The sequence below is a fragment of the Gammaproteobacteria bacterium genome, assembly GCA_024235095.1.
Lineage (GTDB): Bacteria > Pseudomonadota > Gammaproteobacteria > Competibacterales > Competibacteraceae > UBA2383.
Genome location: JACKNC010000001.1, coordinates 2,146,061 through 2,163,408 on the forward strand (window position 1 = coordinate 2,146,061; position 17,348 = coordinate 2,163,408).

The window sequence follows — 17,348 nt, forward strand, 5'->3', positions numbered from 1 at the left end:
ACCGTCATGTGGCGTTTCGACTTCTATAATACGAATATTGACTTTCTGCGTTGGGGCAAACTGGCGATTGGCGGATCCATCATGGTGCTGCTGATCGCCATTGGCTCGCTGGTCTTTCGGGGTATGAACCTCGGACTGGATTTCACCGGCGGTACGGTGATTGAAGTGCAATATTCTGAGCCAGTGGATATCCCCAAAGTCCGCGAGACCTTGCGCCAGGCCGGTTTCGGCGACGCTCAGACGCAGCATTTCGGTACTTCCCGCGATGTGTTGATCCGTATCCCGCCGCGTGAAGAGACGAATTCAGCAACCCTGAGCAACGATGTGTTGCATGTCCTGCAAGGTGCAGAGGGTGGATCTGGTGCAACGATGGCGCGCGCCGAATTTGTGGGACCCCAGGTTGGCGCGGAATTAGTAGAGCAAGGGGGACTGGCGGCACTAGGCGCGTTGATCGGCATCCTGGTCTACGTGATGTTCCGTTTTGAATGGCGCCTGGCGGTCGGCACCATTGCCGCTACCGTTCACGATGTTATTTTTACCGTCGGCTGGTTCTCGCTGTTCCAGATTGAGTTTGATCTGACCGTGTTGGCGGCGGTGCTGGCGGTAATTGGTTATTCGGTCAATGACACGGTCGTGGTGCTGGACCGCATTCGCGAGAATTTCCGCAAGCGGCGCAAAGGTTCCACTCTGGAGGTCATGAACCGTTCGATCAATGAAACGCTGTCGCGCACGATCATGACCAGTGTAGCCACCCTGTTATCCGTCATCGTGCTATATTTTCTGGGCGGCGCGGTAATGCGTGGATTTTCGATTGCCATGATCGTTGGCATCCTGGTCGGCACTTACTCATCCATTTACATCGCCAGCGCCAGCGCGCTCTATCTGGGGATCAGCCGCGAGGATTTGTTGCCGCGCCCCAAAGAAACCGCAGATGAACGGCCATGATGGGATGAAAAAACTGCATTTCTCGCATAATATCGGATGATTGCTCTAACGCATCAAAAGTTCTCATGCCGTAGGAGGCTCGCATGGACATAAAGAAGGCGCTGGTAGTGGATGACTCCAAGGTCGCCCACCTGACTTTACGCAAGCTGCTGCTTGAACGCAGTATCGAAGTCGACTGGGTCGGGTCGGGCGAAGACTGCATTAAATACCTGGATGGCAAGAAACCCGATATCATCTTCATGGACGTGATGATGCCTGGTATGGATGGTTTCGAAACCAGTCGAACTATCACGAGCCAGCACCCTCATGATTCAGCGCCGATCATTATGTGTTCCGCTAACGCCACGGAAGAGGACAAGCGAGATGCTCAGCAAAGCGGCGCAATCAGCTTTCTTTCCAAGCCCTATACGCCCGATCAACTGGATAGCATCCTGAAATCCGTTAGCGAAGGCACCGCCGCTATTTCCATTGGTGAACAACCTCTCGCAGGCGAGCCAGTCGCTCCTCTACCTCAAGTGGTCGAAAAAGAACCATCGATTGCCCCTCCATTAACCCCAATCGAGATTACCCCGGCCCCGGCCCCGGCGATGACCGAAACTCCGATGGCGCCGCCACGTGTGGAAATCGAAAAAGGTGCGGTTCTTTCAGTAGGCGATGTCGAGCAAATCGCCGAACGCGCTGCCTGGGCGTCGGCGGAAAAAGTGGCCCGCGACATCATTCAGGAGCTGGTGCCCAACTTGGCGCGGGAAGCCGCGGTCCAGGCGGCGCGCGGGGTCGCCGAGGATTTGGGGCGGCGCGCGGCGCATGCGGCGGTTCGCGCAGCGCAGGAAGCCGCCAAGCAGGTTGCCACCGAAATTGCCCGAGGTACCGCCGAACGCACAGCGCGCACCGCTGCTCAGGAAAGCGCGCGCTCAGTGGCTGAACAGGCGGCGCGCGAGGTCAGCGAGGGCGTTTCGCAGCGCAACATCGCCCGAGGTCTGGAAATGAACCGGGATGATCTGTTGAAGGAAATCGAAACCCAGGTCAGCCGCCAAAGTCAGGAAGCGTTGGTCATGGCTACCAGCGCGCCGGAGTTCAAGCAGCAGCTGGTGCAGATGGTGCGTTCAGGCATACAACCCGTTATCGAAACCATTGCTCGGGAAACCTCAGAACGTTCGGTTCAACAGGCGGCAGCCAATCTGGCCCAGGGTGGCAGACCCGCCGAGTCACGCGCTACTATTGCGCTGATCGTCGGCATCGTTGCTATTTTGGTTTCAGGCGCCGCGATTATCGGTTCGATCCTCAAGTTGTTCTGAGGGTTGACCCTGCCAGAGATGCGCGCTAAAGCAATCATGATCGCCTGTCTCTGGCAACAATCCAACGCGCATTTACGCGCTAAATAGCCTACCCCTTTAGCTAGAGTTATTGAGTGAAGGCGATCTGCTGTCTCTGCTGGCCAAGAGGCTGTGCGAAAACCACTTTTTATCAAATGCTTGTTGCTTCGAGTTTTGTATAGCATCTTAAGTCACAGTCAGTCCCCAGCGTTCCAGCAACCGCGCCCGGTTCAGCTCCAGCCATTGCAGGGCGATAATCGGCGCGGCGGAATTAATGCGTCCGGCGTCGCGTAGCGCGAAAGCTTCGGCGCGGGAGACGATATGCAGGCGGATATCCTCGTGCTCCTCCGCCACACCTTGTAAGCCACCGATCCGGGACGTATCAACCCGGCCGCAAAATAGGGTAATACTCTCGGAAGTCCCGCCGGGACTGACCAGATAATGGCAGATGGGAATGAGGTCCAGCAACTCACACCCGGCTTCCTCATGCGTTTCGCGGTGCGCTACCTCCTCGGTCGTTTCATGCGGATTGTCCATGATTCCGGCCACGATTTCCAACAACCAGGGACCTCCCGGAAACTCCAGCGCGCCTACCCGGAACTGCTCCAGTAAAACCACTTGGTCATGATCGGGGTCGTATAAAAGAACGGCAACCGCGTGGCCGCGCTCCAAACATTCGCGCGTGATTTCAGGACTCCATCCACCCGCAAACAGCTCATGGCGCAGCCGGTATTTCTCCATGCGGAAGAAACCGCTGTAGCTTATTTTTTTTTCAGTTACTTCAAATTGATAGTTCATATAGGGAGCGCCCATGTTGGCAGGGTCAAATCGAATCAGCAGATATTGTAACCTGGGGTCAGCGCGATGCGTGGGTTGAACCGATGCAGGATGAAGGGAAGGTGGCTGATGTTAGCTCTGGTTCTGGCGTTGACGGCCTGTGACGGTTCTTCAGACTCACCCGAAACGGAAATTCGCGCATTGGTTGCCAAGGCGCAGACCGCCGCCGAGGAACGCAACGCCCGCGAACTCCGTTCATTGATTGCCGAGGATTATATCGATGCCCACAGCAATGACCATAAGGCCATTGAGCGCCTGATCCGATTGCATGTTTTCCGGAATCAGTCGATTCATGTATTCACCCGGATTCAAACCATCGAATTCCCCGAGCCGGAACGGGCGCTAGTCATTGTCATGGCCGCGCTGGCCGGTCGTCTGGTGGCCAACGCCGATGATCTGGCCGGCCTGAACGCTGATTTATACCGGTTTGATCTTGAACTGATTCGGCAGGGCCAGGATGGCTGGCTGGTAAAACATGCCGCTTGGGAACGGGTACAACTGGCTGATTTTTGGTAGCTTGCGAGAAATGTAATGACAATGTCACCCCTCCTTTCCCGTCGGCTGGCGGTAACTGGCATGAGTTGCGCCGGTTGCGTGGCCGCGGTGGAAAACGCCTTGCGCAATGCGCCCGGCGTCACGACCGCCAACGTCAACTTTGCCGAGCGCACCGCTCAGGTTAGTGGCGATACGCCCCTGGCGACTCTGATTCAAGCCGTGCGTGATGCGGGTTATGACGCCTCTGAACTCAGGGATGCCGCCGCTGAAGCGGAACGCGATGCTGCCGAACAGGCGCATTACCGGCGATTGATTCGCAACACGGTCGTCGCCGGCGCATTGGCCGCGCCCTTGATGATTGCAGAAATGGCCGGTTGGTTGCCGGTGCTGGCAACCTCAAGAGGTCAGGTCTTTTGGATTGGCATCGGCTTGTTGACCCTGGCGGCGATGATGTACAGCGGCGGCCATTTCTTCACTGGCGCCTGGAAGCAGTTTCGCCACCACAACGCGAACATGGATACCCTGATTACTCTGGGCACCGGCGCAGCGTGGTTTTATTCGATGCTGGTTGCGTTGTTTCCAACCAGTGTGCCCAGCCTGGCGCAACATGCCTATTTTGAGGCGGCGGTGATGATTATTGCCTTGATCAACCTGGGTTCCGCCCTGGAAACCCGGGCGCGTGGCAAGGCGTCCGCCGCGATTCAACGTCTTCTCGGTCTACAACCGAAAACCGCCCGGCTGGTCGAGGGCGATCAGGAACGGGATGTCCCGATTGAAACCCTGCAACCCGGTGCGCTGATCCGAGTGCGGCCTGGCGAGAAAATTCCCGTTGACGGTGAGGTGATTAGCGGTCAGTCCACGGTGGACGAATCCATGCTGACCGGCGAGCCGCTACCCGTTGCCAAACAGGTGGGCGATCCGGTCACCGGCGGTGCTTTCAACAAAGTCGGCGCGTTCCTGTTCCGCGCCACCCGGGTCGGCGAGGACACGGTGCTCGCGCATATCGTCGCCAGCGTGCGCCAAGCGCAGAATAGCAAACCGCCGATTGGCCGACTTGCCGACCGGGTTGCATCAGTGTTCGTTCCCTCGGTGCTCATTATCGCCGTGCTGACGGCGTTGACCTGGTTCAACTTCGGCCCCGAACCCCGGATCGGCTATATGCTGGTCACCACTCTGACCGTGCTGATCATCGCCTGTCCCTGCGCCCTCGGGCTGGCTACGCCGATTTCCATTATGGTTGGAGTCGGCAAGGCCGCGGAATACGGCATTCTGATTCGTGACGGTGAAGCGTTGCAACGGGTAGGGCAATTGACGACGGTGGTGCTCGACAAGACCGGCACCATAACCACGGGTCGTCCGACAGTGACTGCTGTGGTCGCCGCCGCTGGCTTCGACGAGGACGCACTATTTGCGGTGACCGCCGGACTGGAAGCCGGCTCCGAACACCCTTTGGCCCAGGCCATTCTCGACGCTGCCCGCGAGCGTGGCCTGGTCATTCCCACCGTGGAACAGTTTGAAGCAATTGCCGGTCACGGCGCTCAGGGCATAATCAACGGTCGCGCTGTGCTGGCCGGCCAGCGCCGCTGGCTGGATGGGCAGGGGATTGACACCACTCTGCTCCAGGCGAAAGCGGAATGCCTGGCCGCGGCGGGACAGACGCCGATTTTCGTCGCCGTGGATGGGCAAGCCGCCGGTATTGTTGCGGTGGCCGATTCGCTGAAACCGGATTCCGCCGCCGCAATCGCCCGTTTGCGGCAACTGGGTTTGAACGTTGTGCTTCTGACCGGCGATCATGCAGCAACCGCCCAGGCTATCGCCGCACAAGCCGGGATTGAGCAAGTTCACGCCGAAGTGTTGCCAACCGACAAGGCCAGCGTCATTGCCAAATTGCAGGCCCAAGGCGAAGCAGTCGGCATGGTTGGCGATGGCATTAACGACGCGCCAGCGCTGGCCCAGGCGGATGTCGGACTGGCCATGGGCACGGGAACCGATATCGCTATTGAAAGCGCCGGCATGACCTTGGTGCGCGGTTCGCTGCATGGCGTCGCCGATGCCATCGCCCTGTCGCGGGCCGCCCTGCGCAACATTCGACAGAATCTATTCGGCGCTTTCATTTACAATACCTTGGGTATTCCGCTAGCGGCCGGTGTGCTTTATCCGGTCAGCGGGCTATTATTGAACCCGATGCTGGCCGGCGCGGCCATGGCGCTGTCATCCTTCACTGTTGTCAGTAACGCCAATCGGTTGCGCGGGTTTCGTCCGCCGAATCTTCCTGGAGGTAATCCACAATGACCACGCTCATCGTCAATCTGGCCGGATTGAGCCTGATCGGCCTCATTGTCTGGTGGTTCTGGGGCGCTCGTTCATGAACGCGCTGCCCCCACCCAAAACGCCCTGGCTGGGACGCATCGGCGTTGGCTTAGCCACTGTCGCCACTGTGGTCATCGGCTTTATCGCAGCTTCGTTTCTATTCGCTATCTTGCTGACCGCTGGATTGATCTTTACGGGCTTCCTGTGGTGGCAATTCCGCCGACTGGCGCGTGCGGCGCAGGCAATGCAACCACAGGACCTCGAAGGCGAATATACCGTCGAGTCCACGCAGCTGATGCTGGAAGATCAGAGTGCATTCGAAGAGGAGGAATCGCATCCTGATTCGCCACCGCGTCGCTCCAAGCCCCATAAAAATCGCCGCGCCTCCCAATCCCACTATTAAAATGCATTTTTGTACAGCGGCTGGCGAGCTAAAAACGCTCTCTCCCTCAACCCCTCTCTCACTGGGGGAGGGAGGTTTTGCCCAGCAAGCGCGGTTGCTCTACACCCAATTTCCACTGGACGCCATCGCCGGTTTACTGATTGCGCCTGCACTGGCGTTGATGGTTTGGAACACGGTTCCCCAAAAAATACTATTGATTTGGCTCGCTTTTATTGAAGCGACCGTAGTGATTCGTCTGGCGTTGATTTTCGTTTTCCAGCGCCGCGTCCATCCAGAGGAGAGGGACGCAACGCGCTGGATCAATCGCTACGCCTGGGCTTGTCTGGCCAGTGGGCTGGGTTGGGGGAGTACCGTGACGCTGTTGAACCACCCGACTTCTCTGATGTATGACCTACTGATCGTTCTAGCGCTGGGCAGTATTCTGATCAGTGGGTTATTAGCGCTGACCCCGGTATTGAAGGTCTATCTTGCCCAGGCCCTACCGCTGTCCCTGCCGCCGATTCTCTGGTTGTTATGGCAAGGCGATCCGACCCACATCGTCCTGGGACTTGCGGGCCTGCTATATCTGTTGCTGGCGGTGAGGTTGGCGCGTTGTCACCATCAAACCCTGGCGCAATCACTGCAACTGAGCTTGAAAAACAAGGCATTGTTTCAGTCTTGCGCCGAAGCCAGGGAGGCAGTGGAACAGCATGACCGGCGACAGGCGCGTATGGCCCTGGTTTTACAACGACAGCAAACTCTGTTGGCCCATGCCTCGCGTCTCAACACGCTGGGCGAAATGGCCTCCGGGTTGGTTCATGAAATCAACCAGCCGATAACCGCCATTACCCTCTATACCGAAGCCGGTTTGGCGCAACTGCGCGATTGTGAGAGCAACGCGGATAAGTTGCGTGAGACACTGGAGAAAATCGCTGCCCAAAGCGCCCGGGCCAGCGCCATCATCCAGCGGATTCGCCATTTTGCCCGTTGCGACAAACTTCAGTACGCTCCAGTGCGCATCCATGACCTGCTGGATGAAATCGCCGATTTCCTTAATCTCGAAGCCGAGCGCCATACCATTCGCATTCGTTATGACGCCCCATCGACCTTGCCGCCGGTGCTGGCCGACGCGCTACAGATCCAGCAGGTGATTCTCAATCTGGTGCGCAACGCCATTGACGCCATGAGCAGTAGCGAGAGCGTTGGCAGGATCGTTCTCGCCGCCCATCTCGACCAAAAAGTAGTAGAAATCACGGTTCAGGACACCGGTCCCGGTCTGGAGCCAGGGATTGCCAGTCAGTTGTTGCATCCCTTTTTCACCACCAAACCCTATGGCCTTGGGCTGGGTCTGCCAATCAGCCAAACGATCATCGAAGCCCATGGCGGTCGATTGTGGGTGACCGCTAATTCTGGTCCTGGAGTGACTTTCCACTTCACCTTGCCGGTGGCGAGCAAAATGGACCGTTCAGAAAATGCGCCCGCCAACCTGTCCATCGAAACGGGATAGCGAGGTCAAGTCTTGGATTTTCGGCCCTCGCTTTCCACCCTGCTCCGGTCGGTAGAGGAAAGTTATGAACGATGGCTCATTAACCGGATGCCCCGCCGCTGGCTCGAAAGTCTGCGTCGCTACGATTCCCCAGCTGTTCTTAGTCTGCTCTATATCATCCTGGGTCTGCTCTGGCTGACGACGGATCATCTGCTCTTCGCCCTCGGGTGGGGCGACGCTCCCGCATCGTGGACCAATCTGGTGAAAAATGCAGCAGGCGTCGTCATCAGCGGTGGTCTGCTGTATGGGTTGCTGCTGGCCCATGCCCGCCAGGCGCAGCGTGCCCGCCGTATGCATGAATATACTGAGGAGCGCTTGCGTAGCGCGCGCGATGAACTGGAAAACCGGGTCGAGGAACGCACGGCGGAATTGCAGGCGATCAACCATGCCTTGGAGCGGCAAATCGCTGCCCGTGTCCAGGTCGAGATTGCTCTGCGCGACAGTGAAGAGCGATTTCGTCAGTTGGCCGAACATGTTCGAGAGGTATTTTGGGTCTATGGCATTGCCGAAGAACGCCTTTTGTATATCAGTCCGGCCTACGAAGAAATCTGGGGGCGATCCATCGCCAACCTTCACGAACGGCCTTTCGACTGGTTGGAAGCCGTTCATTCCGATGACCGGCCGCGTATCCAGGCAGCGCATATCGCCAAGGTTCAGTGGGGCTATTTCGACGAAGAATATCGAGTGGTGCGGCCAGATGGCGCGGTGCGCTGGGTGTGGGATCGCGGTTTTCCAGTGCGCGATGAGAACGGCTATATCTATCGCGTCGCTGGCCTGGCGGAAGATATTACCACCCGTAGACTGGCGGACGACCAATTGCGCCGGCAACAGATCGAATTGGCACGAACCTCGCGGCTCAGCCTGGCGGTGGAGCTGGCGTCCAATCTGGCCCATAACCTGAACCAGCCACTCGCGGCCATCGTTGCCTATACTCAGGCATGTCTGACCCTGTTGCGGCAGGATAAAACCGATCCCCGCGAAGTCACCAGCACCCTTGAGGAAGTCGTCAATCAGGGTCTGCGCGCCGGCGAGATTATTCGCCACCTACGGGAAGTGGTGCGACGCCACACGGTTGACCAGACCGCACTTGACCTCAACGCGCTGATTCATGCAGTCATTAGTTATGCACAACTGGAATTGCGCCAAGCCAGGCTGAATCTGAAACTGGAGCTGGCGGAATCGTTGCCTGCCGTGCTGGCGGATGATTTACAAATTCAATTGGTGGTGCTGTACCTGATGCGCAACGCTATTGAGGCCATGCAGAAACCGGATCATGAACCGCATGAGTTGATGATTCAAACCAGCGTACTCAATTCAAACGCGGCGCTGGTGACGATCCGCGACACCGGTCATGGCTTCAGCGAGGAAACTGTTGATCGCTTGTTTCAACCGTTTTTTACCACCAAACCTGGTGGTATGGGCCTGGGGCTATCAGTCAGCCGCTCGATCATCGAAACCCAGGGCGGACAACTTTGGGCAACGCCCAATCCTGATCGTGGTGTTTCCTTCCACTTTACCTTGCCGATTCCAGTGACGGCTTATCCTTTGCACGCCAGACATGAACCCAACGCCGACCGTTTTTCTTATTGACGATGACCAGGCCATTCGCGATGCCGTGGGATTGCTGTTGCGCGCCCATGGACTAGCCGTGGAAACCTTTGCCAACGCCGTCGACTTTCTGGAGTCCGACGCGATTCAGCGGCCCGGTTGCCTGTTGCTGGATGTGCGAATGCCCGGTATGAGCGGTCTGGACTTGCAAAAGCATCTGCGCGCGAGGAATCAGCAAGTTCCGATTATCTTCATCACTGGCCACGGCGATGTGCCGATGGCGATTCGAGCCATGAAGGCCGGCGCTTTTGACTTCGTGGAAAAACCATTTCAGGCGGAAACGCTATTGGGGCGGGTTCATGACGCACTGGCATTCGACGCCCAAGAGCGTTGCCGACAGGCGCAGCGTGACGAAGCGGCGGCGCGAATGGCCCTGCTGTCGCCACGGGAGCGGGAAGTGCTAGAGCGAGTGGTGGCCGGCCAATACAACAAAGTGATTGCCGCCGAGCTGGATATCAGCATTTCCACCGTGGAGATCCATCGCAAGCGGGTCATGAAGAAACTGGAGGCCGAATCGCTGTCGGATTTGATCCGGTTGCGGGCGCTGAGTAATGGCGAGAATCCGGAGTAACGACTTATGAGCTATAAAAATAGCATTGTCTTTTTGTTCGCCACTTCGACCGGAATTACGCTATGCCCATCACTCAAAGCGCGCTGCTGACCGACTTGTATCAGCTCACCATGCTCCAGACCTACCATGCCGAACGCATGCAGGAAACAGCGGTTTTCGATCTGTTCGTTCGCCGGTTGCCGGACTGCCGTAGCTTCCTACTGGCCATCGGGCTGGAACAGGCACTGGATTACCTGGAAACCTTGCGCTTTACCGCAGAAGAATTGGACTGGCTGGCCGGTTGCGGCCGTTTTACCCCCCAGTTCGTGGCTTCCCTGGAAAATTTCCGTTTCACCGGGGAGGTGCATGCCCTGCCGGAGGGAACGGTGTTTTTCCCGAATGAACCGATTCTGCGGGTTACCGCGCCCTTGCCCCAGGCGCAACTGGTGGAAAGCCGACTGATCAACCTGATGCAATTTCAGACGCTGGTTGCCACCAAGGCCGCTCGTTGCGTACTGGCGGCGCCGGGCAAACTGCTGGTGGACTTCGGCATGCGGCGTGCGCACGGCGCGGAAGCAGCGTTGTTAGCCGCTCGCGCGAGCTGGCTGGCGGGCTTTGCCGGTACAGCGACCGTAGTAGCCGGGATGCGCTTTGGCATCCCGATCTTCGGCACCATGGCCCATTCGTTGGTGGAAGCTCACGACCGGGAAGAAGACGCATTCGAGCATTTCGCCGCTGCGCAACCAGGCAATGTGGTGTTGCTGATCGACACTTACAACACCGAAGCCGCCGCCCGCAAGCTGTTGGAAATGGCGCCGCGCTTCGCCGAGCGCGGCATTCAGATCAAGAGCGTGCGCATTGACAGTGGTGATCTGGCTGAACACGCCCGGCAGGTGCGGCGCATTCTTGACGAAGGCGATCTTAAAGAGGTTACTCTGTTTGGCAGCGGCGATCTCGATGAGTATCGACTAGCCGAGTTGAAGGAGGGTGGCGCGCCCTACGATGGTTATGGAATCGGCACCCGGCTAGATGCGTCCACCGATGCGCCGACGCTGGATATGGTCTACAAACTGCAAGAGTATGCGGATAAGCCCCGGCGCAAACGTTCCGAAGGCAAGGCGACCTGGCCGGGTCGCAAACAGATCTATCGACGAACGGATAAGAACGGAATTCTGGTTAGCGACTGTCTGGGGTTAGAGAATGCCCCCCAGTCAGGCGAACCGCTGCTACGTCCGGTGATGCGCGAAGGTAAGCGGTTGGAGCCGCCGGAACCGTCCGCCAGAATCCGGGAACGGGTTCAAAGGCAACTGGCGGCGTTGCCAGAAGCCCTGGGCTCCAATCAGACCGAAGCTGTTTATCCGGTGGATATCGCTCCGGAATTGCAGGAATTGACGGCGCAACTGGATCGGCAGACACATTAAGCGCCTACATGCACCCTTTAAGGAAACGACTATGCTCGAACCAACGGTTATTGATAAGTCCGCTACGAACGCTGCGCAATCTACTCCCCACCTAGCCGGTGAGAAATTGCGTGGTGCGGAAAAGGTGGCGCGTATTCCGATCAAGGTTGCGCCCACGGATCCGAAGCAACGCGCCCGCAAACCGGCCTGGATTCGCGCGCCGTTCCCTGGTACGCCGGAAGTACAGCGCTTGAAGCAAATCCTGCGCGACCATCACCTGCACACGGTCTGCGAGGAGGCCAGTTGCCCGAATCTCGGGGAATGTTTTGGCCACGGTACGGCGACGTTCATGATCATGGGCGCTATTTGCACCCGCCGCTGCCCCTTCTGCGACGTTGGCCATGGCCGGCCCAATCCGCTCGATTCCGAGGAACCGGCGAATCTGGCATGCACTGTGGCGGCGATGGGTTTGAAATATGTGGTGATTACCTCGGTGGATCGGGACGACCTGCGCGATGGCGGCGCACAGCATTTTGCTGACTGCATTCGCGCGGTGCGCACGGCGCAACCCGGCATCGTCATCGAAGCATTAACGCCTGATTTCCGGGGACGGATGGAGGTGGCTTTGGACATTCTGGAGCGGGAGCCGCCGGATGTATTCAACCACAATCTGGAAACCGCGCCGCGCTTGTACCGACAAGCCCGACCTGGCGCGGATTACCGGTTCTCACTGGAATTGCTTCAACGCTTCAAGGCGCGCCATCCCGGTATCCCGACCAAATCGGGGCTGATGCTGGGGCTGGGGGAAACCCTGGAGGAAATCCGCGAGGTTATGCGCGATTTGCGCGCTCATGATGTAGAGATGTTAACGCTCGGTCAGTATCTGCAACCCAGCGTGCATCATTTGCCAGTCGTCCGCTATGCGCCGCCCGAGGAGTTTGAGCAGTTGCGCGTGGAGGGCGAGGCGATGGGCTTTACCCATGTCGCCTCCGCGCCGCTGGTGCGTTCCTCCTATCACGCCGATTTACAGGCCATGGGCGCCGGGGTGGCGTAAAACCGTTCATATCCGGATAAGGAAATCCAATGTAGAAATGGCCTTCAGCGCTGGATCCGAGTCGACTTTTAGTCAATCAGTTCAAACAACGTCACAACCTGCCGCACTTCGCCAATCTGGCTGGCGACATCGGCGGCGGCGTCCGCCTCGTTCGTTCGCACCAGCCCCATTAAATAGACCACGCCCTGGCTGGTCACCACTTTGACCCGCGTCGGATCGAAACCGGGAATATGACTGATTTGAAATAGCGCGGTCTTGACCTTTGTGGTCAACAAGGCATCGTTACTCTGCACGGAAAGGGAAATAGGCGACCCAACGACCAGTTCGTTATGCACCATTCGCACCAGCGGTTTGCCAAGATGGCGCGCAATGTTTTCGGCCTGCCATCGCGTCGTTTCGGACACGACTTCACCAGTCAGGAGTACGGTTCCGTTGTAGCTGGTGACGCTGATGCGATTACCCTGCGGTAATTTTTTGTTAAGTGCGTCATACAACTTGAATTCGATAGTCTGATCATCAACCACCATGCCGGTAGTTCGTCGATCATGCGCTACACTGACCGCCATTGCTGTGCCGCCAACCAGCAGGCCCGCGCAACCGTTCAGGGACAGCGCCAGCAGCACCACGCTGATGAGTTGAAACCACTTCATACGCATACCTGTCCTTTGTCGCCGAACAGTATTTGGTCTATCAGATCGCACAGGCAGTGGATCGTCAAGATATGCACTTCCTGAATGCGCGCCGTCGCCAGGGCGCTGGCCCGGATTTCCAGGTCGTGTTCACCCAGTTGACTCGCTATGAATCCGCCATCGCGCCCCGTCAACGTCACGGTGATCATCCCCAGCTCCCGCGCCGCAGTCATCGCCGCCAAGATATTATTCGAATGGCCACTGGTGGAAATCGCTAACAGCAGATCGCCAGGGCGGCCCAGAGCGCGCACCTGCCGGGCGAATACCTGCTCGAAGGCGTAATCATTGGCAATGGAGGTCAAAGCTGAGCTGTCCGTGGTCAGGGCAATGGCTGCCAACCCTGGGCGCTCCATTTCAAACCGGTTAACCAGTTCGGCGGCAAAATGCTGGGCGTCGGCGGCAGAACCGCCATTGCCGCAAGCCAGTATCTTATGCCCCTGGCGCAGGCCCTCCGCCAAGCGCTCAGCGGCCAGAACGATGCGCGACCCCATCGCTTCCAGGGTGCGCTGCTTGGCTTCAAGACTGGCGGTGAAATGTTGTTCAATACGGGTAAGCAGTTCCATACCATGATCCAATTCTAAACTCTTTATCGGTCCACTTCATGTCTGCAATGGCTTGGCTTCGGTAAGCACCGTTGTCGGTCGAGCAGCGGTGCGACGCTGGCCGCGCGAATCAATAACATTCTTCAGCGCAATCAGACAACCCAGGCCAATAAACGCTCCCGGCGGCAGAATCGCTAACAGGAAACCGCGATAATCGTTCATCAGATGCAGCGTCAATCCCCGGCCAAATTCGCCGAACAGGAGATCCGCCTGACTGAACAATGTTCCCTGTCCCACCGCTTCGCGCAACGCCCCCAGCAACGTCAACGCCAGCATGAAGCCTAGTCCGGTGGCAACGCCATCCATCGCCGATTTAGCAACTTTGTGCTTAAAAGCAAACGCCTCGGCGCGACCGATCACGCAACAATTGGTGACGATCAACGGAATAAAAATACCCAACACCGTGTACAGCCCCGGCAGGAAAGCGTGCATTGCTAATTCCACCGCAGTCACCACGCAGGCGATCACCAGCACAAACACGGGGATTCGCACCTCAGGGCGGATCAGATTGCGGATCAGCGACACTGCAATGTTGGAAATAAGCAATACCAGCAGCGTCGCTAACCCAAGCCCCAGTCCGTTGACCACTGAATTCGACACTGCCAGCAATGGACATAAACCCAATAGCGCCACGAATCCGGTGTTTTGGGTCCATACGCCTTCTTTGAGAATCTTTAGATAGCCGGTTTCATTCATGGGTGTGCCTATAAGAGTAAGTTTGTTGATGCCTCGTCGAGCAAAGATCATCCACAACCGGGGCATGAATTGAGTGCGCAGGGTCATAAGCGCGCAAAGACGACCAGGAAAGACTGCGGATCCAGCGTAGTTGTCAGGGAATCATGTTAGACTCGATATTATTTACATTTTTTTAGAAAGCAAGTCGAGGCGAAATTGTATGCCAATTTAATACAAGACTCAGGATAAGTATATGAATATAAAAATATTAAAAAAACAAACATCCCCGGACAGAGTCGGGGTCTGCCCAACGTAATAATCATCATGCCCCCTTCATCCCACCTTGTAGAACACATTCGACAGCTGATTGCTGTCCCTTCAGTCAGCAGCGTGTCGCCGCAGTTCGACCAAAGCAACCGGCCGGTCATTGACCTGCTGGCTGGCTGGCTGGAGGACCTCGGGTTTGCTATCCGGATTGAGCCGTTGCCGGAACGACCAGACAAAGCGAATCTGATTGCAACGCTCGGCAGTGGATCAGGCGGACTGGTGCTGGCCGGACACACCGATACGGTGCCGTTTGATGCCGACCGCTGGCGTTTCGATCCCTTCGGCGGCGTGATCGCTGATGAACGAATTTACGGGCTGGGTTCGACGGATATGAAGTCTTTTCTGGCGCTGGCGATTGAAGCAGCGCGGGAGTTCGCCACACGCGAATTATCTCAACCGCTAGTCATTCTGGCTACAGCAGATGAGGAAAGCAGCATGCATGGCGCGCAGGCGCTGGCGGCGGCGGGGCAGCCATTGGGAAGGCATGCAGTCATCGGCGAACCGACTGAACTGAAACCGGTGCGAATGCATAAGGGCATTTTAATGGAGGCGATTCGCCTGGAAGGCCGTTCCGGACATTCCAGCAATCCGGCGCTGGGCGTGAATGCGCTCGAAGGAATGCATGGGGTCATCGGCGAATTATTGCGCTGGCGGGCGGAACTGCAGGCGCGTTATCGCAATCCCTTGTTCGAGGTGGCCGTGCCGACCCTGAATCTGGGCCATATTCACGGTGGCGATAATCCAAACCGGATTTGCGGCGACTGTGAGTTACATATCGACATCCGGCCCTTGCCCGGTATGACGCTGGATGGATTACGCGAGGAACTGCATGCGCGGCTAGGTCAGCGGTTAGCCGACAGTCAACTCAAACTGAGCTTTCTACCATTGTTTCCGGGAGTCGAGGCGCTGGAAACGCCGGCGACGGCGGCGATTGTGCAGGCAGCCGAAGCCTTGACCGGCGCGCCAGCCGGTGTGGTCAGTTTTGGCACCGAGGGGCCGTATCTGAATGCGCTGGGCATGGAAACGGTGATTCTCGGTCCCGGCAGCGTGGATTGCGCCCATCAGCCCGATGAGTTTTTGCCGCTGGCGACGATTCAGCCAATGCTGGAAATCTTGCGGGGATTGATGACCCGGTTTTGTTTAAGCTGACCCGACGTTCGCCGGTTTCCATTTGCACTAAGCCAATCATGGGAAAAAGGTCTATCATTTCCCTGATCTCCATTGAATTCATTGACTCCATCGATCCAGGCGCTGTCTCCCATGTCCAAACGTCCTAATCTATCCAGCGCGCCCGACGTTCACCTGAATCTGAATGTGCGCGGCCTCAAGCCTTCCGCAACGTTGGCTATTAATGAACGCAGCGCCCAGTTGATTCGCGAGGGCCGGAAAATCTACCGGTTTGGTCTTGGCCAATCGCCTTTTCCCGTACCGCAACCTGTGGTTGAGGAATTGCGCACCCACGCCCATCAAAAGGACTACCTGGCGGTGCGCGGCTTATGGCCCCTGCGCGAAGCCGTGGCCGGTTACCATCATCGATTGCATGGCGTCGAACGCAGCGGCGAGGATGTATTAATTGGACCCGGCTCCAAGGAATTGATGTTCATTCTGCAACTGGTCTATTACGGCGATCTGGTTATTCCTACCCCAAGCTGGGTTTCCTACGCGCCACAGGCAAAAATTATTGGTCGGCAGATTCATTGGGCCTCGACCCACCCGGAAAACGACTGGCGGCTCATGCCCGAAGAACTGGACCGTCTGTGCCGCGATGATCCGCAGCGCCCGCGTATCGTCATTCTGAATTATCCAGGCAATCCGACCGGCGATACTTACACCGTGGACGAACTCAAGGCGCTCGCTCGCGTCGCTAAAAAATATAAAGTGATCCTGGTCTCTGACGAGATTTACGGTGAATTGCATTTCCGGGGTCAACACGTCTCCATTGCTCGTTTCTATCCCGAAGGCACGATTATCAGCGGCGGGCTTTCCAAATGGTGTGGCGCGGGCGGTTGGCGGTTAGGGACCTTCACGTTTCCTCGCAACCTGCGCTGGCTGCTGGATGCAATGGCTGTGGTGGCCAGCGAAACCTTCACCGCGACCAGCGCGCCGATTCAGTACGCCGCAGTGCGCGCCTTTGAAGGCGGCATAGAAATCGAGCAGTATCTGGCGCAGTCACGCCGTATCCTGCGCCACCTGGGCCGGCACGTCTGGCGGCGGCTTAAAGCCAGCGGCGCCCGGGTTTCCGAACCGGTCGGCGCGTTCTATCTGTTCCCGGATTTCAGTCCGGTGCGCGAACGGTTAGCCGTCCGGAACATTCATGACAGCGCCACTTTGTCCGAGCGGTTGCTGGAAGAGGCCGGGGTAGCGACGCTGCCGGGCGCTGACTTTGGCCGCCCACCCGAAGAACTTACGCTGCGTCTGGCTTATGTGGATTTTGATGGATCACGCGCGCTGATTGCGGCCCAGCAAACGCCAATCGACCAGGAGCTGGACAAAAGTTTTCTGGAACTGTATTGCCCGAATGTCGTGCATGCGATGGACGCCATGGTCAAATGGTTGAAAGAACCTGTGGCTTGAAGCAATCGCCCGCCCTCTCCTCCAACCCCTCTCCTCCAACC

Annotated in this window: 16 protein-coding genes; 12 read left to right on the plus strand and 4 right to left on the minus strand. The window is 57.5% G+C overall.

Going from position 1 to position 17,348, the window contains the following annotated elements:
- The first annotated feature begins 6 nt into the window (after positions 1 to 6).
- The gene (secF, locus tag H6973_09495; GenBank protein MCP5125847.1) at positions 7 to 945 is read left to right on the plus strand and encodes a protein translocase subunit SecF; all 939 of its coding nucleotides are present in this window, start codon (positions 7 to 9) and stop codon (positions 943 to 945) included.
- A gap of 83 nt (positions 946 to 1,028) precedes the next feature.
- Complete coding sequence (locus H6973_09500; GenBank protein ID MCP5125848.1) at positions 1,029 to 2,240, plus strand: response regulator; 1,212 nt, start codon at positions 1,029 to 1,031, stop codon at positions 2,238 to 2,240.
- A gap of 204 nt (positions 2,241 to 2,444) precedes the next feature.
- Here the strand turns inward: H6973_09500 and H6973_09505 are convergent, their stop codons facing one another.
- Complete coding sequence (locus H6973_09505; protein MCP5125849.1) at positions 2,445 to 3,056, minus strand: NUDIX domain-containing protein; 612 nt, start codon at positions 3,054 to 3,056, stop codon at positions 2,445 to 2,447.
- Between the two features lie 108 nt (positions 3,057 to 3,164).
- Between H6973_09505 and H6973_09510 the strand changes: the two genes are divergently transcribed.
- From H6973_09510 to lipA, 8 genes are all read left to right on the plus strand, one after another.
- Complete coding sequence (locus tag H6973_09510) at positions 3,165 to 3,611, plus strand: hypothetical protein (protein MCP5125850.1); 447 nt, start codon at positions 3,165 to 3,167, stop codon at positions 3,609 to 3,611.
- 15 nt (positions 3,612 to 3,626) lie between these two features.
- Positions 3,627 to 5,882 (plus strand): copper-translocating P-type ATPase, encoded by a 2,256-nt coding sequence (locus H6973_09515; GenBank protein ID MCP5125851.1) that lies wholly within the window; start codon positions 3,627 to 3,629, stop codon positions 5,880 to 5,882.
- A gap of 73 nt (positions 5,883 to 5,955) precedes the next feature.
- A complete protein-coding gene (locus H6973_09520; GenBank protein MCP5125852.1) occupies positions 5,956 to 6,303 on the plus strand; it encodes a hypothetical protein in 348 nt (115 codons plus the stop codon).
- Between the two features lie 94 nt (positions 6,304 to 6,397).
- Positions 6,398 to 7,789, plus strand: coding sequence for a hypothetical protein (locus tag H6973_09525; protein MCP5125853.1), 1,392 nt, complete (start codon positions 6,398 to 6,400; stop codon positions 7,787 to 7,789).
- Between the two features lie 12 nt (positions 7,790 to 7,801).
- Positions 7,802 to 9,418: a PAS domain-containing protein gene (locus H6973_09530; protein MCP5125854.1), complete on the plus strand. Its 1,617-nt coding sequence runs from the start codon at positions 7,802 to 7,804 to the stop codon at positions 9,416 to 9,418.
- On the plus strand, positions 9,387 to 10,007 hold the full coding sequence (locus H6973_09535) for a response regulator transcription factor (GenBank protein ID MCP5125855.1): 621 nt from the start codon (positions 9,387 to 9,389) through the stop codon (positions 10,005 to 10,007). The genes H6973_09530 and H6973_09535 overlap by 32 nt, the downstream gene beginning before the upstream one ends.
- A gap of 62 nt (positions 10,008 to 10,069) precedes the next feature.
- Entirely contained in the window at positions 10,070 to 11,407 is a 1,338-nt protein-coding gene (locus tag H6973_09540) for a nicotinate phosphoribosyltransferase (GenBank protein MCP5125856.1), read from the plus strand.
- A gap of 31 nt (positions 11,408 to 11,438) precedes the next feature.
- Positions 11,439 to 12,440, plus strand: a complete 1,002-nt coding sequence (lipA, locus tag H6973_09545; protein MCP5125857.1) for a lipoyl synthase — start codon at positions 11,439 to 11,441, stop codon at positions 12,438 to 12,440.
- A gap of 68 nt (positions 12,441 to 12,508) precedes the next feature.
- Here lipA and H6973_09550 read toward each other — a convergent pair whose 3' ends face one another.
- The 3 genes from H6973_09550 to H6973_09560 are packed head-to-tail and all read right to left on the minus strand — an operon-like array spanning position 12,509 to position 14,427.
- Positions 12,509 to 13,096, minus strand: coding sequence for a BON domain-containing protein (locus H6973_09550; protein MCP5125858.1), 588 nt, complete (start codon positions 13,094 to 13,096; stop codon positions 12,509 to 12,511).
- Positions 13,087 to 13,692 carry a phosphoheptose isomerase gene (locus H6973_09555; GenBank protein MCP5125859.1) on the minus strand — a complete coding sequence of 202 codons (606 nt, stop codon included), beginning with the start codon at positions 13,690 to 13,692 and terminating at the stop codon, positions 13,087 to 13,089. The genes H6973_09550 and H6973_09555 overlap by 10 nt, the downstream gene beginning before the upstream one ends.
- Positions 13,693 to 13,728: 36 nt before the next feature.
- Positions 13,729 to 14,427 carry an electron transport complex subunit E gene (locus H6973_09560; GenBank protein ID MCP5125860.1) on the minus strand — a complete coding sequence of 233 codons (699 nt, stop codon included), beginning with the start codon at positions 14,425 to 14,427 and terminating at the stop codon, positions 13,729 to 13,731.
- Between the two features lie 303 nt (positions 14,428 to 14,730).
- Here H6973_09560 and argE point away from each other — a divergent pair, with 303 nt between their 5' ends.
- Both argE and H6973_09570 read left to right on the plus strand, forming a co-directional pair.
- Entirely contained in the window at positions 14,731 to 15,882 is a 1,152-nt protein-coding gene (gene argE, locus H6973_09565) for an acetylornithine deacetylase (protein MCP5125861.1), read from the plus strand.
- A 111-nt stretch (positions 15,883 to 15,993) separates the two neighbouring features.
- Entirely contained in the window at positions 15,994 to 17,307 is a 1,314-nt protein-coding gene (locus tag H6973_09570) for an aminotransferase class I/II-fold pyridoxal phosphate-dependent enzyme (protein ID MCP5125862.1), read from the plus strand.
- The last annotated feature ends 41 nt before the right edge of the window (positions 17,308 to 17,348 follow it).

What these genes read in the sequence shown, in the direction of transcription:
- H6973_09560 (MCP5125860.1), bottom strand. Translation starts at nt 14,427, where the DNA reads ATGAATGAAACCGGCTATCTAAAGATTCTCAAAGAAGGCGTATGGACC.
- H6973_09540 (MCP5125856.1), top strand. Translation starts at nt 10,070, where the DNA reads ATGCCCATCACTCAAAGCGCGCTGCTGACCGACTTGTATCAGCTCACC.
- H6973_09520 (MCP5125852.1), top strand. Translation starts at nt 5,956, where the DNA reads ATGAACGCGCTGCCCCCACCCAAAACGCCCTGGCTGGGACGCATCGGC.
- H6973_09535 (MCP5125855.1), top strand. Translation starts at nt 9,387, where the DNA reads ATGAACCCAACGCCGACCGTTTTTCTTATTGACGATGACCAGGCCATT.
- H6973_09555 (MCP5125859.1), bottom strand. Translation starts at nt 13,692, where the DNA reads ATGGAACTGCTTACCCGTATTGAACAACATTTCACCGCCAGTCTTGAA.
- H6973_09570 (MCP5125862.1), top strand. Translation starts at nt 15,994, where the DNA reads ATGTCCAAACGTCCTAATCTATCCAGCGCGCCCGACGTTCACCTGAAT.
- H6973_09505 (MCP5125849.1), bottom strand. Translation starts at nt 3,056, where the DNA reads ATGAACTATCAATTTGAAGTAACTGAAAAAAAAATAAGCTACAGCGGT.
- argE (MCP5125861.1), top strand. Translation starts at nt 14,731, where the DNA reads ATGCCCCCTTCATCCCACCTTGTAGAACACATTCGACAGCTGATTGCT.
- H6973_09510 (MCP5125850.1), top strand. Translation starts at nt 3,165, where the DNA reads ATGTTAGCTCTGGTTCTGGCGTTGACGGCCTGTGACGGTTCTTCAGAC.
- secF (MCP5125847.1), top strand. Translation starts at nt 7, where the DNA reads ATGTGGCGTTTCGACTTCTATAATACGAATATTGACTTTCTGCGTTGG.
- lipA (MCP5125857.1), top strand. Translation starts at nt 11,439, where the DNA reads ATGCTCGAACCAACGGTTATTGATAAGTCCGCTACGAACGCTGCGCAA.
- H6973_09500 (MCP5125848.1), top strand. Translation starts at nt 1,029, where the DNA reads ATGGACATAAAGAAGGCGCTGGTAGTGGATGACTCCAAGGTCGCCCAC.
- H6973_09550 (MCP5125858.1), bottom strand. Translation starts at nt 13,096, where the DNA reads ATGCGTATGAAGTGGTTTCAACTCATCAGCGTGGTGCTGCTGGCGCTG.
- H6973_09515 (MCP5125851.1), top strand. Translation starts at nt 3,627, where the DNA reads ATGACAATGTCACCCCTCCTTTCCCGTCGGCTGGCGGTAACTGGCATG.